Annotated in this window: 15 protein-coding genes; 4 read left to right on the forward strand and 11 right to left on the reverse strand. The window is 60.1% G+C overall.

From position 1 onward, the window contains the following. Position 1: 1 nt before the first annotated feature. From FTE24_RS03955 to FTE24_RS03970, 4 genes are all read right to left on the reverse strand, one after another. Positions 2-1,699, reverse strand: coding sequence for a molecular chaperone HscC (locus tag FTE24_RS03955; RefSeq protein WP_150229530.1), 1,698 nt, complete (start codon positions 1,697-1,699; stop codon positions 2-4). 188 nt (positions 1,700-1,887) lie between these two features. After that, on the reverse strand, positions 1,888-2,100 hold the full coding sequence (locus FTE24_RS03960; RefSeq protein WP_150229533.1) for a helix-turn-helix domain-containing protein: 213 nt from the start codon (positions 2,098-2,100) through the stop codon (positions 1,888-1,890). A 333-nt stretch (positions 2,101-2,433) separates the two neighbouring features. After that, positions 2,434-3,240 carry a hypothetical protein gene (locus FTE24_RS03965; protein WP_150229535.1) on the reverse strand — a complete coding sequence of 269 codons (807 nt, stop codon included), beginning with the start codon at positions 3,238-3,240 and terminating at the stop codon, positions 2,434-2,436. A 225-nt stretch (positions 3,241-3,465) separates the two neighbouring features. Continuing rightward, positions 3,466-4,887: an amino acid permease gene (locus FTE24_RS03970; protein WP_150229537.1), complete on the reverse strand. Its 1,422-nt coding sequence runs from the start codon at positions 4,885-4,887 to the stop codon at positions 3,466-3,468. A 188-nt stretch (positions 4,888-5,075) separates the two neighbouring features. On the opposite strand from FTE24_RS03970, the gene FTE24_RS03975 reads away from it, so the two are divergent. Next, positions 5,076-5,507 carry a PH domain-containing protein gene (locus FTE24_RS03975; protein WP_141445796.1) on the forward strand — a complete coding sequence of 144 codons (432 nt, stop codon included), beginning with the start codon at positions 5,076-5,078 and terminating at the stop codon, positions 5,505-5,507. A gap of 222 nt (positions 5,508-5,729) precedes the next feature. On the opposite strand, the gene FTE24_RS03980 is transcribed toward FTE24_RS03975, so the two are convergent. From FTE24_RS03980 to FTE24_RS04000, 5 genes are all read right to left on the reverse strand, one after another. Further along, positions 5,730-6,875, reverse strand: coding sequence for a Gfo/Idh/MocA family protein (locus FTE24_RS03980; protein ID WP_170315124.1), 1,146 nt, complete (start codon positions 6,873-6,875; stop codon positions 5,730-5,732). 109 nt (positions 6,876-6,984) lie between these two features. Further along, entirely contained in the window at positions 6,985-7,962 is a 978-nt protein-coding gene (locus FTE24_RS03985) for a LysR substrate-binding domain-containing protein (protein ID WP_150229539.1), read from the reverse strand. A 235-nt stretch (positions 7,963-8,197) separates the two neighbouring features. Next, positions 8,198-8,752, reverse strand: a complete 555-nt coding sequence (locus FTE24_RS03990; protein WP_150229541.1) for a flavin reductase family protein — start codon at positions 8,750-8,752, stop codon at positions 8,198-8,200. Positions 8,753-8,789: 37 nt separating this feature from the next. Then, positions 8,790-9,791: a UV DNA damage repair endonuclease UvsE gene (gene uvsE / locus FTE24_RS03995; RefSeq protein ID WP_150229543.1), complete on the reverse strand. Its 1,002-nt coding sequence runs from the start codon at positions 9,789-9,791 to the stop codon at positions 8,790-8,792. A gap of 163 nt (positions 9,792-9,954) precedes the next feature. Then, positions 9,955-10,677: a YceI family protein gene (locus FTE24_RS04000; protein ID WP_150229545.1), complete on the reverse strand. Its 723-nt coding sequence runs from the start codon at positions 10,675-10,677 to the stop codon at positions 9,955-9,957. A gap of 210 nt (positions 10,678-10,887) precedes the next feature. Here FTE24_RS04000 and FTE24_RS04005 point away from each other — a divergent pair, with 210 nt between their 5' ends. From FTE24_RS04005 to FTE24_RS04015, 3 genes are all read left to right on the forward strand, one after another. Then, entirely contained in the window at positions 10,888-11,571 is a 684-nt protein-coding gene (locus tag FTE24_RS04005; RefSeq protein WP_150229547.1) for a response regulator transcription factor, read from the forward strand. Beyond that, positions 11,556-13,001, forward strand: coding sequence for a sensor histidine kinase (locus FTE24_RS04010; RefSeq protein ID WP_150229549.1), 1,446 nt, complete (start codon positions 11,556-11,558; stop codon positions 12,999-13,001). Before FTE24_RS04005 ends, FTE24_RS04010 begins: the two co-directional genes overlap by 16 nt. Positions 13,002-13,352: 351 nt before the next feature. Then, entirely contained in the window at positions 13,353-13,667 is a 315-nt protein-coding gene (locus tag FTE24_RS04015) for a hypothetical protein (RefSeq protein ID WP_150229551.1), read from the forward strand. 258 nt (positions 13,668-13,925) lie between these two features. On the opposite strand, the gene FTE24_RS04020 is transcribed toward FTE24_RS04015, so the two are convergent. Continuing rightward, positions 13,926-14,987: an LLM class flavin-dependent oxidoreductase gene (locus tag FTE24_RS04020; RefSeq protein WP_150229553.1), complete on the reverse strand. Its 1,062-nt coding sequence runs from the start codon at positions 14,985-14,987 to the stop codon at positions 13,926-13,928. 72 nt (positions 14,988-15,059) lie between these two features. Further along, a partial coding sequence (locus tag FTE24_RS04025; RefSeq protein WP_237401619.1) for an ABC transporter ATP-binding protein occupies positions 15,060-16,142 on the reverse strand: 1,083 nt, incomplete at its 5' end.

Raw genomic sequence — 16,142 nt, forward strand, 5'->3', positions numbered from 1 at the left:
CTCAGCGGCTGTTCCTTCCGAATTGGTCGAGAAACTGTTCCAGCCGCTCCGCTTCCTCGCGAATCTCGCGTTCGTCCTGACGATGCAGCGCCGCTTCGAAGCGGGCGACCGCGGCTCCGATCCATTCGCGTTCGTCGCCCAGACGCTCTTCGTACAGCCGGTCGCCGCGCGCGAGCAGCAGCCGGTTCTTCTCCTGATCGCGCGGGTGCATCTTGAGGGCGGACAGCTGGAGCAGGCGGCGTTCGATCTCTTCCCGGCTCATGACGCCCGGATTTTCTTCGATCACGATCCGGTGCACCTCGTCCGATCCGACCGTCTGCACTTCGACTTCGAGAATCCCGTTGATATCGTACGTGTAGCGAATATCGATATCGCGGATGCCCGCCGTGCCCGGAGGAAATTCCACTTCCAGCTCCCCGAGCAGCAGATTGTTCGCCGCGAGCCGGTTTTCCCCCTGATAAATCTTGACGATGATCCGGCTCTGCTCTTCGTTGACCGTCGAGAACCGCTTCACCCGGCTCACCGGCACGAACGTGTTGCGGTCGATGATCGGGCTGAAATGTCCGCCCTCGTATTCGCCCGTCGGATAAGCGAGCGCCACTTCGGTGCCGAGCGTATACGGGCAGACGTCCGTCATGACGACGTCCTGCAGCTCCTCGCTGCGTTCCTTCATGCCCGCCTGCACGCCCGCGCCGAGCGCGACCGTCTCGTCGGGATCGATATTCGAAGCCGGCAGGCGGCCGAACATGCGGCTGAGCATCCCGTACACGACCGGCAGGCGCGAAGCGCCGCCGACCATCACGATCTCGTCGATCGATCGGGCGTCGATCGACGCATCGAGCAGCGCGCGTTCGATCGGGCGCCGCAGCCGTTCAACGAGCGGCTGAACGAGCAGCTCGAACTGCTCGCGGTCGATACTCAGTTCCTTCATCTCCCCGTTAAGGCCCGCGCGCAGACGGATCGGCCGCTCCCGCGAAAGTTCGCGCTTGCCCTGCTCCGCCTGATCGCGCAAAAACGCCAGCGTTTTGCGTTCCAGCGCAGACAACTGCATACCGAACGAAGACAGGAAATGCCCGACGATCACGTCGGTAAAATCTTCGCCGCCCAAATAGTTGTCGCCTGCGACCGCTTTCACTTCCATGACGCCGTCGAACAGCTCCAGAATAGAGACGTCGAACGTCCCCCCGCCCAGATCGAAGACGAGAAACTGCGTTTCCGGCTTCTGCTGATGCAGCCCGTACGCGATCGCGGCCGCCGTCGGCTCGTTGAGCAGCCGCTCGACCTTGAGCCCGGCCAATTCGCCCGCCATACGGGTCGCTTTGCGCTGCGTGTCGTTAAAATACGCCGGCACGCTGATGACCGCTTCGGTCACCGGCTCGCCGAGAAAGCTCTCGGCGTCCGCTTTGAGCGCACGCAGCACGAGCGCCGACAGTTCTTCCGCGCGAAAACGGCGATCGCCGAGGCGAATCTCCCGCGCCGTGCCCATATGCCGCTTGAACGCGGCCGTCGTCAGCAGCGGATGCGTCAGCAGCCGTTCCCGCGCGATCCGCCCGATCAATATATCGCCGTTGTCGTCCACGCCGACGACCGACGGCGTCAACTTGTCTCCGAGCGCGTTCGGAATAAGGACGGCCTGTCCGTTTCTCCAGACGGAGACCGCGCTGTTCGTCGTGCCCAGATCGATTCCGATAATGGTCATGGTTGGTTTCCACCGTTTCTTTGGTTTAGGGTATGTAGAGGTAACGCTCTATCGCTTTCCTTAGTTTAACAGTCGAAGGATACGTCAGACAAATGGATTTGGCTTGAAAAAAGCGTTCCGAATTTTTATTCGGAACGCTTTTGGCGTTATTCGCTTGCGCTTTTGGTATCCATCCCGGGAATCCCTACTTATTGTTTGGCGTTTTTTGCAGGTCCGTATCTGGCTTCCATGCCTTCTCGGGTGACGATCCAGACTTTGCCGAATTTTTTAATAGTCCCGACCGGAAATTGATCAAAAGTTCTTCTCATATAAGAGTCGTCTTTGCCCCACAGTTCGGCGGCTTCGGACAGCGACATGATCTCGGGGTCTTCCAGATTGATTCTCGGTTTTGGTTCGTGCATGATTTTCCAATCTCCTTTTTGCGTCTTTTGACTGTTTTTGAATGAAGCAAACTTGGCATAACCGCCCAAGCGCAGCCGTGTTAAGTGCAGAAATCCACTTATTCCTTTTGAAAAACGGGCGGTATCGCAAATAACGGCGCAGATCCATTTATTTTGCGAAAAAGAGAGGTGAAGAACGTGCAGGATGGAAAATAACTGCCCTTACGCAGCTATTCGCCCCGACGCGGACAGAAAGCGAAAAATAAATGTTCTCTCGCCGCTATTTTGAAAAGAAAGACGTCGACAGGCTGAAGTTTGCGCAAATGACTACCTGCCGGAAGCTTCAATACGGGTCTACTGCTGCAAACCGTAAATAATATTAAGCGTTTTATCGATCTCCGCATCGGACATCGAGTATTCTTCGTCGATCGTCTCGTCTCCGCGGCCGACCCAGATTCCCGACAATCCGAACGTTGCGTCTTCGTACAGCAAGAACTGGATAGTCGTGCGGCCTTCTTCGTCTCCGTACAACGCTTCTCCCGTAAATTCCACGACGTCGTCGCCGTCCTCGGATTCGAAATACGTCCACTCCGGGTGGCTGAACACCTCCCCGAATACGTCGCCGACCGTCCGCTGCGAATACGACGTCAACGAACCGTGCCGAACCGTGTCCACCATGTTTTGCGGATCGAAGTCGGCATAATCCGAGATCGTAACCGAAGCATCCGCGGTGCCGGAACTTTCGACGTCCATGTCGATGTCCGCATCCACGTCCATATCGACGTCCGAGCCCACGTTCACTTCCGTCGCCACGTTCACCTCGGAATCGACGTTCACTTCGGCATCCATATTGACGTTCAGATCCGTATTCATGTCCATCTCGACGCTTCCCGAATTCGGCAGCGTCGTCGTCTTGACGGTTCGACTGGTGGTCGTCGTCGTAACGGAACCGTCCGCGAGGGTCGTCTCGGTCGTGACCGAACCGTCGGCATTGACCGTCTCGGTCGTGCGGGACTGCCCGGCCTCCGCGTCTGCCCGGCTTGCTTCGACGACAGCGGCCTGCTCCTTGCCTGCTGCCGCTTCTTCGTCCGTTTGTCCCGATTCTCCTCCGCATGCCGTCAATACCGCCACCAACCCGATCATCATCCACTTCATTTTCATCCTTACGTCCCCCTCATTCTCTCTCGCTCTAAGTCTAAAGTCTCGCTTGCTTAACTTCCCTAATCACGGATACGCTCCAATATACGGAAGGGTTCCATTTTTGTGCAATTTTCTCTATTCACTTTTATAAGTTTCTTTTTACATAGGTATCCGGCAAAAAAAGAACACAAAAAAGACGACCGCAAAGCGGCCGCCTTCTTCTGTCCAAACGGGGACGATGTTCGATCATGCACCCCCGCTGCCTTCGTTCCCGCTCCGCAGCTGCCTCCGCAGCAGCGGATAGAATACGATCCCGCTCGCCAGCATCAACACGCCGAACAGGAACGTCTGCCAGTCGCCCATGCCGGCATAGACGACCCAGAGCGAGTAGATCGTTGCCAGCACGGCGACGAAGCCGTCCATCCGGCGTTCGCGCATGACGGTATACCCTTCGCCTGTCAGCGTCAGCTTGAGCTGGTAGACCGAAGCGATCAGGTACGGCACGAGATACGCGAGCGTCGCAACGACGATGATGAAGTCGAACGCCTGCGCGATCGAACCGGAGATCGTCGAGAAGATCAGCAGCTGGCCGAGGCCGTTCGAGATCCACAGCGACAGCTTGGGCATGCCTTTGTCGTTCTCGCGCCGGAACGGCTGCAGGAAGACGCGCTGCCGGGCCGCTTCGTAAGGCACTTCCGCGCTGAGCAGCACCCAGCCGATCGTGGACCCGATCAGGCTGACCAGGCCGAGCGCGGCCAGCAGGTAGCCGCCGTAAGGGCCGAGCACTTCCGTCATCGCGTCGACGAGCGGGTTCTGCGACTGCATGAGCCGCTCTTTGGGCAGCAGGCCCATCGTCAGGATGCTGATGCCGACATACAGCACGATCGCGATCCCAAGCCCGGCGACGGTGGCGCGGCTGACGTCTTTTTTGCGTTTGGCGCGCGCCGCGAAGACGGTCGCCGATTCGACGCCGATGAACGCCCACAGCGTCACGACCGCCGCCGCGTTGATCTGGGACAGCAGCGATACGCTGCGTCCTTCATCGTCCAGATGCGCCGCCGCGAATTCGCCCATCGTCGAAGACTGGAATGCCAGCAGCGCGATGACGATAAACAGCGCGAACCCGATCACTTTGGTCGCCGTCGCGATCAGATTGATCCGTCCGGCGCCTTCCATGCCGCGCAGCGCCAAAAAGTGCGTGCCCCACAGCAGCAGCGAGCAGACGACGAAGTTCAGCGCGTGTCCGGTCGTCAGCTCGAAGCTTCCGAGCGCAAGCAGCACGCTTGCGCTGTTCAAGACCGGGAAGAACGTGGACAGATAGCTGGCGAACGTCGTAATGACAGCGACGAAGCCCGCGATATTGCCGATCCAGTAGCCCCAGCTCGACATAAAGCCCGACAGCAGCGACAGCGACGGGCTGTTCGGAAACAGCGCTTTGGCGTAAATTTGCGGACCGCCGTTCAGGTCCGGCTTGCGCAGCGCCAAATTGCCGAACACAAGCGCCAGCATCAGCACCCCGAATCCGGTCACCGCCCAGGCGAATACCGTACCGGCCGGACTCGCCGCTTCCGCCAGCGAACGCGGCAGCATGAAGATGCCAGAACCGACCATATTGCCGACGACGAGCGCCGTCAGCACCCATAATCCCAATGGTTTTCCCTTGCTCAATCGAAATACCCCTTTTCATTCATGTTCGATCTCTGTATGGAAGAGTCGCGAAGCAGCTCTCCCAGCCTTACAGTATACTCTTTCCTCTGGTAAAGCGAAAGAGTATACGTCGTTTGAGCAGCGGCGGATTGTGCGAAACGTCTTCGCTCCTGTAGAATGACAGGGAGAACAATCATTCGGAGGCGGGTATGAATCGATACAAAAGCGACAAAGATGCTTTTTTCTTCACGTTAAACTGGGCGAGCATGATCGTGCTGCTGATCCTCGTCTGGATGGGGCTGTCCAACGGCTCTTTCCTGTTCGTGCCGATCTGGCTTATCATCTTGATGTTCGTCGTCTCAACCTGGTACCTGACGTATTACGAAATCAAGGACGGGCACCTGCTTGTCCGTTCGGGTCCGCTCAACTGGAAGATCCCGATCGACCGGATCGAGACGATCCGCCGCAAGAGCAGCATGAATTCGGGACCTTCGCATTCGCGCAGCCGGCTTGAATTGGTGTATGCCGGCGGCAGCATCCAGGTTTCGCCGGTGCGCGAAGACGAATTTCTCAAGCAGCTCAAAGCCGGCAACCGCAAGATCAACATCGACGTGCCGGACGTCAAAAAAGAACTGCGTTGAGGCGTCGGTGCAGAAACAGGCGGTTTGATGGATAGACGGACAGATGGATTCATGAACAGGCGGGTGCGTCGATTCGCCGCATCGTCGGCTGTCAGCTCTCTCTGTCTACCCCTAACCCAGCAGAATATGCACGCCAAAAACCCTTTCTCCGCACGCGGAGAAAGGGTTTTCGGTCGTCACTCTTTTTCACCTGATCTTTTCCACACCAACAAGATCGTCCGCTTAGCTGTCGAATTCCCGCAGGCTGACCCAGCGCTTCTCGGCGGCGGATCGTTCTACCGCTTCGAGTACCGCCTGGCATTTGACGCCGTCCGAGAAATTCGGCACGGGCTGGCGGTCTTCCGCGATCGCCCGCATCAGTTCGTGCACTTCGTGCGTGACTGTATGCTCGTACCCGATCGTATGGCCGGCCGGCCACCAGGCGTGCATATAATCATGCGCCGCGTCGGTCGCCAGCACGCGCCGGAAGCCCTGCACGTCTTCGGCGTCGTCCGAGAAATACACTTCCAGCTCGTTCATACGCTCGAAATCGAAACGCACGCTGCCCTTGCTGCCGTTAATTTCGAAAAAGTTGGTGCTGCGGTGACCGTTCGCGAAGCGCGTCGCTTCGAACGTGCCGAGCGCCCCGTTGTCGAACCGGGCCATGAACATCGCCGCGTCGTCGACCGTCACTTCGCCGCGCGGACCGTCCGCGCTGCCTTTGGCCGTCAGCCCCGTCATCTCTGTCGGCATCGGCCGCTCTTTGATGAACGTCTCGGTCATGCCGACGACTTCGTCGAACTCCCCGACCAGGTAGCGGGCCAGATCGATCGTATGCGCGCCCAGATCGCCGAGCGAACCCGATCCGGCCACTTCTTTGCGCAGCCGCCAGACGAGCGGGAAGTCCGGGTCCATAATCCAATCCTGCAGAAACAGTCCGCGGAAATGGTAGATCCGGCCCAGACGCCCTTCTTCGATCAACTTTTTGGCCAGCCGCACGGCCGGCGCGAAGCGGTAATTGAAGCCGACCATATGCTTGACGCCGGCCTGCTGCGCCGCCGCCAGCATTTCGCGCGAATCGCTCAGGTTGAGCGCCAGCGGCTTTTCGCAAAAAATATGTTTGCCGGCGGCCGCGGCCGCCAGCGCGATTTCCTTGTGCGCGTCGCTCGGCGCGTTGATATCGACCAGATCGATATCGCTCCGCGCGATCAGCGCCCGCCAATCCGTCTCCACGCTGTCCCAGCCGAACTGCTGACCCGCCGCGCGGACCGCCTGCTCGTCCCGCCCGCAGATCGCCGTCATGCGCGGCTTCGGCACGTCCGGCAAAAACATCGGCAGCGCCCGGTAAGCGTTGCTGTGCGCCTTGCCCATAAACTTGTACCCGATCATGCCCACATTCACGAAATCATTCAAAAAAGTGTTCCACCCTTCCGGCTTCTGCCTCTTGTTGATATCGCTTTCACCAACAGTTTACCGGAAGCTTGGCCCGAATGGAAGCCTAGCCGCCGGCGCGGCGCACGGTCGCGGATGCGGCGGCGGCTCTGCCCGCGGAAGGCGAATCGCCGCGTCCGCTGAGCGGAGACACGGCAAGTTCGCTCTCCGCCACGAGATCGCCGAAGATCGAAGCGAGCTGCCGGATCAGCGCCGACTGGTCCTGACGCACGGTCACGAGCCCCGTTTGCAGCGCAAATTCGGACAATTCCCGCACGCGGACCGGCGTCAGGCGTCCGTCGCGCACTTCTTCGCGCGCGCATACGGCCGGCAGGAATCCGATGCCCGCCCCGCGCAGGATAAGCTTTTTGGCCGTTTCCGAATTATCGACGTGAAACGCGATATCCGGCGGCGACTCCAGCGCTTCGAACGAACGGTGGATCCGCAGCCAGTCCAGCGTGCCGCATTCGAAGAAGACGAGCTTGCGTCCCTGCAGCGCGTCTACCGATACCGATTCCTCGCTCGCGAAGTCATGATCCGAACGGACGTACAGATGGATCGGATCTTCGTAGAACGCGGCGGTGCGCAGCGACGGATGCATCACTTTGCGAATAAACGCCACGTCGATCTCGCCGGCGAGCAGCCGCTTGACCAGTTCTTCCGTTCCGCCGGTGCTCAGCTTGAAATGTACGCCGGGGCAGTCTTCGTGCAGGCGGGGCAGCAGCTCGGGCAGCAGATAGTTCGAGACCGAGATCGTGCTGCCGATCCGCAGTTCCTGCGGCAGCGTCTCCGAACGGCGCAGATGCTGACGGCCCTGCTGCAGCGTCTTGAGCATCTCCTGGGCGTACGGCAAAAAATTGCGGCCTTCTTCCGTCAGCACGATCTGCTTGCCGATCCGGTCAAACAGCCGGCAGCCGAGTTCACGCTCCAGCGTCTGTATTCTCGCCGTGACCGAAGGCTGCGACAAAAACAGCGCTTCGGCCGTTTTGTTGAAACTTCCGTAATGGTTGATATAGACGAAAGATTCGATGTTTTCGATATTCACCCGGCCGCCCCGCTTTCATTCATGATTTATCCGATAAAATAACTCGGTTTAATGTATCATAGTGTTGGGCGGCCGGCCTGTCAATGAAAACGGTCGATAGAAAAAACGAATAAGTAACGGCCGCAAAGCCGCTCCTTCTTTTACATCCGGCACTTCGGACGTTGAAGAAACGGGACTTTCCGGACCGTTACCGTTATCAACTTTTTCTATAAGCGTTTTTCTATCCAGTCTTTTTCTATAAGCGATGAATTTTGTTCTCCGCCCGTTCATCCAGAATCCGGTACGAAGCCCGTCCCATATAGAGCGGGATCGACAATTTGGACAGATCGGGCAGGCCGTCGGCGCCGAACAACGCTTCGTCCTGGTATACCTGCACGATCTCGCCCACGATCCAGTAATGGTCGCCGTAGGCGTTAATGTCGACGACCCGGCACTCGTACGCCATATAGGCGTCGCTCAGAATCGGTACGCCCGTCTTGAGGCCGGGTTCGAAGCCGAGGCCCAACCGCTCCAGCTTGCCGCCTTCGTGCCCGCCGAACGTACCCGCTCCCTGAATCGCTTCGGTCTGCGCCGCCGGCAGGAAATTGACGCCGAAGACACCCGAAGGTCGGACGAGGCCGTACGTGAACGTCTCTTCGCGCAGCGCGATGCCGTACATGCCGGGGCTTGCGCCGATATAGGCATGCCAACCGGCTGCCATGACGTTGCTCTGTTCTTCAAGCTGCGACGTGACCAGGGCGACCATGCCCGGGTACGCGTGCATTTTTTCGCCTTCGATCGCTTTTCTCATGACGGTTCCACCTTTCTTTTTCCCGAAAATAGTCTGCTCACGGCTGCACCTCGATCTTGCCTCCGCTCAGCATCTTCACGCCGTCGCCTGTGTAAGACGCAAGATCCTGCATGAGCTGCAGCAGCGCCCGGTCTTTGTGCTTCGCTTCCAGCATCACGTCCAGATGCGAAGACGTTCTCGCCGCTTCGCGCAAAAAATCGAGCAGCGGACCGGCTTCGACGCCGTCCGCGTGACTGCGCCGATCGGTCTCGCTTCTCGGACTGGACGCATGGATCTTCGGCGGCAGATGTTCGCCTTCCGGCACGTCTGTCCGCGCAAGCGGCGATTCCCACGTCCGGGCGACTTCCGGCCACCAGTCCGACGCCGGCTCTCCCGCGCTGTTGACCCAGTGATGGTGAATATCGAGCACCATCGGCAGGCCGGTCCGCTGCGCGGCTGCCAGCGTCTCGCCCGCCGTAAACGTTTTGTCGTCGTTTTCGAGCGTCAGGCGGCATTGAATATCGGGATCGAGCGCCGCAAAATGGTCCACGAACCGGTCGGCCGCTTCGGGCTTGTTGCCGTAGGCGCCGCCGATATGGATATTGTTTTTGGCGCGCGCGTCGAGGCCCATCGCCTCCAGCATACGCACATGGTACCGCAGGTCGCGCACCGACGAGACCAGCACTTCCGGGCGCGGCGTGCTCAGCACCGTATAATGGTCGGGGTGAAAAGAAACCCGCAGCTTGTGACGGCGAACGATCTCCCCGATCTCCGCGAACGGCTCGGCCAACGCGACGAACGGGTCCCAATCCGCCAGGTCGGTATGGGTCGCGAGCGGGATCAATTTGGACGAAAACCGGTACATCTCGATCCCTTCGGCGATATTGTGGCGCAGCAGCCTGATCGTGTTGCGCAGATTAATCTCGGCGATACGTTCCAGCTGGCGCAGTCCCGCTTCCCGGTCGGGCAGCTTGGCAAAGCGGGCCATCGTCATCGTTTTGGAAGGCGAGGAATCCTGAATCTCAAGCGACATGGCGACATATCCGAATCGAACGATCATGGGGCAGCTTCCTTTCCGGCTTTTCGTAACGAACATACCTTTACAACATACCGCAAAGCCGCGTTCCTTAATCACCGTCTTGCGTATCGGAGCCGTCCGTTCTGTTTTTGCGCAAAAAAATCGCCGGCAGCGGAGAAGCCTGCCGGCGATCTGGGATTCGGATTTATTTTTCAAGCGTCAGTTCAAGCCGTACGTTGATTTCGTTCTCTGTGCTGAGGACGACGGAATGCGGGTTTTCCAGGCCGAAGTCTTCGAACGTGACGACCGTCGCGCCCGACAGCAGCAGCTTGCCGCCCTGGTACGATACTTTCGCGTCGAACGTGACCGGCTTTTCGATCCCTTTGACCGTCAGCGTGCCGTCCATTTTGAAATCGTAGACCTGGCCTTCCGTCCACTCCTTGGGCAGCCCGTCGAACGCGTTCGCGGTGAACGTCGCCTGCGGGAATTTGCTCATTTGGAAATAGTCGTCGCTTTTGATATGGTCGTCGCGCTGGGCGTTGCCCGAGTCGATCGCGTCAACCTCGATCGCGCCGCTGCCTTTCATCTGCGCCGCGTCGCCCACGTTGACGTCCCACGTTCCGCTCACCTGATCGTCGACAAAGTTCACTTCTTCCTGCGACGTCGTCACGGAGAAATACACTTTGGAGGTGTCCGCGATGTTCCATGTGCCGTTCAGTTGGTCTTCGGCGATGGCCCCGCCTGCCGTGGCGGCTTCCGCCGTCGGCGTGGACGACGCTTCCGTATTCGCCGCCGCCTGGGTCGGAAGCACGCTTTCGATTTCGACGTTGTTGCCCAAATAGTTATTCATGACCGCGTAACCGCCTCCGCCGCCGATCACGACGACCGCCGCTGCTGCAATGATCCAATTTCTCGTTTTTTTGTTCATGGTTTTCTCCTCCTGTGACGCTGTTTTTGCTATCATAACAGCCCAATGTGTCGGGAAAATGTCAAACCGGCCCTTGAAAAATATGTTTGTTCTTTTGACGGCAAAAGCCGTGAAAGCTCTTGTTCCCGCCCGTTTTGTTTGTACAATAGAAGCCATAGCCGCATATCGGAATCAACCAATAGAAGCGCAGGCAGCAGGGAGGCAGCAGGTTTGACGACCATTTTGATTATCGAAGACCAGGAAGCGATCGCGCGGGTACTCGCCGCCTATCTCAAAAAAGCCGGGTTCGACGTAGAGCGCGTCTCGGACGGACGGGACGCGATGGGCAGGTTCGAACAGGCGCAGCCGGCGCTCGTTCTGCTTGACGTCATGCTGCCCGGCATGGACGGCTGGGAACTGCTGACGGAGATCCGCAAGCGCGGATCGTGCCCGGTCATCATGCTGACGGCGCTCGGCGATATCGATTACCGGCTGAACGGACTCAACGGCGGCGCCGACGATTACATGACGAAGCCGTTCGTGCCCGAAGAAGTGGTCGCCCGGGTGAACGCGGTGCTGCGCAGGCGGCCCGCCTACAGCCACGCGGACGCTTCCAAAAGCTTCGGCGCGCTTCTGATCGATCCGAACGCGCAGCGCGTCCTGCTCAACGGAGCCGAAGTGCCGCTGACGCCGCGCGACCTGTCGCTGCTCATGTTCCTGTCGGATTATCCGAACCGGATGTTCACGCGCGAGCAGCTGATCGAGCATGTATGGGGCATGGATTATGAAGGCAGCGACCGGGCGGTCGACCTGTCGATCAAGCGGCTGCGCCAGGCGCTGTCGCACTGGCCGCCGGATCACGGCGAGATCCGCACTTTACGGGGAACGGGGTATCAATTTTGGACAGCCGAATAAGCAAATTTTTCAAGGCGCCGAAGCGGCGCCAGGATCGCGGGGCCCGCAAGCGCAGAGGCACTTCGATCCTCACCTATTGGACGCTGCGCTATTTCCTGATCCTGTTCGCGGCGCTGTCGATCGTGATCGGCGTGGCGCTGTACGGCATCCGCGAGACGGCGCTGGACAACCGTTACCGCACCGCCGGCATGCTCGGACAGGAAGTCGCCGACCGGGTCAACAACCGGGACGGCACGCTGACGATTCCGGGCAACCTCAACGAGATTCTGGACGACCGCATGGCTTTGTTCAACATGAATCTGGATGTGTGCCTGCTCGTCGCCGATCCGCAAGGCAACGCGCTGTTCACCCGCCCGCAGATGACGGAAGCGCAAATCCAGCAAAAGCTCGATCCGCGGCCGCGCTCCGGCGAACCGGAATACCAACTGATCCGGACGCCGATCATGGAGAACGGCCAGGAGATCGGCGGCGTCTACATCAGCCAGTTCCGCAAAACGCCCGCCTACTCGTCCAACGAGCTCATATTGTTCGTCGTCGTGTTCGTTGTGCTCGCGCTGTCGGGCTGGCTCACCATCTATCTGCTCGCGCGCAAACTGTCGCGGCCGATTCGCCGGGTGGCGGAAAGCGCGCGCCAGATTCGGAACGGCCGCTACGACGTCGATCTGGAGATCGAGACCGGCGAGCGCGAACTCGGCGAACTGGTCGATTCGTTCCGCGGCATGGCCGGCCGCCTGCGGCAGCTCGAAGAATGGCGCGAACTGTCGCTCGCCGGCGTGACGCACGAATTGAAAACGCCGGTCACCTCGATCAAAGGTCTGGTCATGGCGGTGCGGGACGACGTCGTGACTGGCGAAGAAGCCAAAGAATTTCTCGATATCGCCCTGCAGGAATCGGGACGGATGGAACGGATGGTCGCGGACCTGCTCGACTATAACGCGTTTTCTTCCGGCAACGTCGCCGTGCGGCGGGACCGGCTCGATCTCAAGCTGCTCGTGTCGGAGATCGTCTATCAATGGCGCCTGCCGCACGAATCGGACTACATCGAAATCGATTATGATTTCCCGCAGGAAATGGTGTACACGACGGGCGATGCGCTGCGCATTCAGCAGATCGTCGTCAACCTGCTCAACAACGGCATGCAGGCTGCCCATCCGGACCGTCCGCTGCATCTGCACGTCGCGATCCGGGAAGCGGACGGACGGATCGGCGTGGAGATTACGGACAACGGCGCCGGCATCGACGAGCAGGACCGCGATTACGTCTTCGAACGGTATTTCCGCAGCGAACAGAAAAAGCGCGTGACGCGCGGGCTCGGACTCGGCCTGACGTACAGCCGCCTGCTGGCGCGGGCCCAGGGCGGCGAGCTGAAGCTGCAAGGCAGCGGTCCGTCGGGCACGACATTCGCGCTGGAGCTTCCGCGGCAGCGGTAACAGACCGGTTTACCAGGCTTGGCTTTTATTGAGACTTTGAGTCCGCCAACTCCCTTTACCGGGCATCGGCGGGCTTTTCGTCGATGCCATAGGCCTATCTTTTGCAGCAAAACCGGGCATAAACCATCTCGCGTTCGTTATAATTCGACAATAGCGTGCTTAATACGTGAAAATAAATAAAATATAGGTCTTGCGCCCTTCCTACTTTAGTATTATTATGGGGCTATAAAAGAAAGACATCCTACTCCTACAGAGGTGATCCAGATGACCCTATTGGTCGATTATTGCTCGAAATGCGGAACCATCTTCCAGAAGAATCCCCGAAATTTATGCGGTTCATGCAGTAATCAAATGGACCATCACCTCAATCGCTGCCTCGACCAGCTGTGGAAACGCCCGGCGAGCACGACGCAGGAACTGTCCCAGGTTACCGGCGTTCCGCTGACCGAAGTTCACCAATTTATCAAATCCGGACGTTTGTCCTCTTCTTATAGCAATCTGACTTACCCGTGCGAATCGTGCGGCGGCGATACGCGCGGCGGACGCTTGTGCGGCTCGTGCAACGGCGTTTTCCGCGCCGCGGGCGCAGCCAAGCCGGACGACAGAGCGCCGGCCCGCCACGTGATCAAATCGACCAAAGTGCTCTATACGTCGCGCCACCGCTGAACCGCGGCTCCGAACGGGATAGACTTGGAACGTAACGGACTTTGAACGTAACGAAGTTGGAACACACCAGGCTGTGAATGCAATAAGCCGGGAACTTAACAGGCTTGGGACGCAATCGATGGTGACAGTAAAAAGATTCGTATATCAAAAAATCGCTACGCAAAAAAAGAACCCTCGACGGGTTCTTTTTTTTGCGTACCCAAAGGTTCGGGAATCCCGCAAGGAGTCCCGAACCAAACTGCTCCGATTGCCGGGACTTTAGTCTCCCTGAGCGGTCGCGACCTGCCTGATGCCGGTCCGTTCTCCCCTGCTCTCCGCGAAGTAGGCGTGCAGCAGTTCGTACGAACGCAGCCGCTTGGCCAACTCGCGGATCGGGCTGGTCACGACCAGTTCGTCCGCGCCGCTCCGTTCGGCCGCTTCGCGCAGACGCCGGCCGACCGTTTCCGCCGAACCGCGGATAAGCGGCGAGCGGATATGCTCGATCCGGTAAGCTTCGCCCGACTGCTGCCCGAACTCTTCGGCCTTTTCCCGGTCGCCGATCGTAATCTTCCGGCCGCCGGCCAAAAACACCCGGAACAGGTCGCTTTCCGCCGCGATGCCGACCGCTTCTTCGTCGGTATCCGCCAGAGCGGCCGATACCGCCAAAATCGATTCCGGCCGCGAATCGGCCGCGGCCGGCACGAAGCGCTCGCGATACCGCCGCAGCGATTCGGCGGCCTGGTCGAGATCCCCGTTGATAAACAGGGAGAACGCGTAAGGCAGCCCCAACCGCGCCGCCAGATCGGCGCTGTCCGCGCTTGCGCCGAGCACGTACAGCCGGGCCGGCTGCGCCGGAACCGGCTCGGCGCGCAGGCCGGCCAGCGGGCTGTCCGCTCCCGGCTCGACGCCGTGCAGGTAGTCGCGCAGCTCCGACAGCCTGCCTTCGAGCGAAGCGTCTTCTTCCTGCGCGCCGCGGCGCAGCGCAAGCGTCGAACGCGGCAGGCCGCCCGGCGCGCGGCCGATGCCCAGATCGAGCCGTCCCGGCGCCAGGGCGGCCAGCACGTTGAAGTTCTCCGCGACTTTGTACGGGCTGTAATGCTGAAGCATGACGCCGCCGGAGCCGACGCGAATTCGCTCGGTCGACGCCAGCACGTACGCGGCGAGCACTTCCGGGGAAGAACCGGCCACTCCGCGGGAATCGTGATGCTCGGACACCCAGAAGCGGTGATACCCCAACCGGTCGGCCAGCCGGGCCAGTTCGACCGTATCGCGCAGCGCTTGTTCCGGCGTTCCTTGTTCATACAGCAGCGTTTGGTCCAAAATACCCAGTCGAATCCCCATGACAGCTCCTCTTTTCCTGTTGTTCATTTTAGGTTTGTTGCTTGTTGGCCGTGCTTCGTTCGATCTTGCGCTTCACAGCGGATAATGGCAGGCCGCCGCATGGCCTTCGCCGATCGCAGCGAACGCCGGTTCCTCGTTCCGGCACCGATCGGTCGCCAGCGGGCAGCGCGGATGGAACCGGCAGCCGGACGGCGGGTTCAACGGCGACGGAATCTCGCCTGTGACCGAGAAGGTCTCCCGGACGGCTGCCGGCGTACCGGGAATCGACGACAGCAGCGCCCGCGTATACGGATGCGCCGGACGGCGGAACAATTCTTCGCTCGGCGCCACCTCGACGAGCTTGCCGAGGTAGAGCACGCCGATCCGCTGCGAAATATGGCGTACGACCTGCAGGCCGTGCGCGATAAATACCGAAGTCAGGCCAAGATCCCGCTGCAAATCCTGCAGCAGATTGACGATCTGCGCCTGAACCGATACGTCGAGCGCGGAGACCGCTTCGTCGGCCAGAATGAATCGCGGATTGACCGCGATCGCCCGGGCGATGCCGATCCGCTGCCGCTGCCCGCCCGAGAATTCGTGCGGATAGCGGTTATGCCAGGACGCCTGCAGTCCGACCTGCTCCAGCAGTTCGCCGACCCGGCTGCGGCGTTCGGACGCGCCAAGCTTCATATGGACGTCGAGCGGTTCGCCGACGATGTCGCCGATGCTCCAGCGCGGATCGAACGTCCCGTAAGGGTCCTGATGGATAATCTGAAGATCGCGGCGGGCTTCCCGCCAGCGCGTACTGCCGGGCTGCGGCAGTTCTTCGCCGCGGTACAGCACCTGGCCGTGCGTCTGCGGTTCAAGCTGAAGCAGCAGCCGGCCGAGCGTCGACTTGCCGCTGCCCGATTCGCCGACGAGGCCGAACGTCTCCCCTTCGGCAACCGACAGCGACACGCCGTCGACCGCGCGAAGCAGCCGCTTCGGCCGGCCCAAACCGCCGCCGACCGGATAATGCTTGTAGAGCTCGCGCGCTTCGAGCAGCGCGGAAGCTTGCGGCGCCGTGCTGCCCGAAGCGCGGTCTTCGCCGGGCGACGGAGCCGCGACAGCGGCCGGCCCGGGGGCGCCGGTGTGCGCCGCCGGCAGCGGCGAGGCCGCAGGCGCCGCTTGCTGCGC

It is taken from the genome of Saccharibacillus sp. WB 17, assembly GCF_008634075.2.
In the GTDB taxonomy this organism is placed as follows: domain Bacteria; phylum Bacillota; class Bacilli; order Paenibacillales; family Paenibacillaceae; genus Saccharibacillus; species Saccharibacillus brassicae.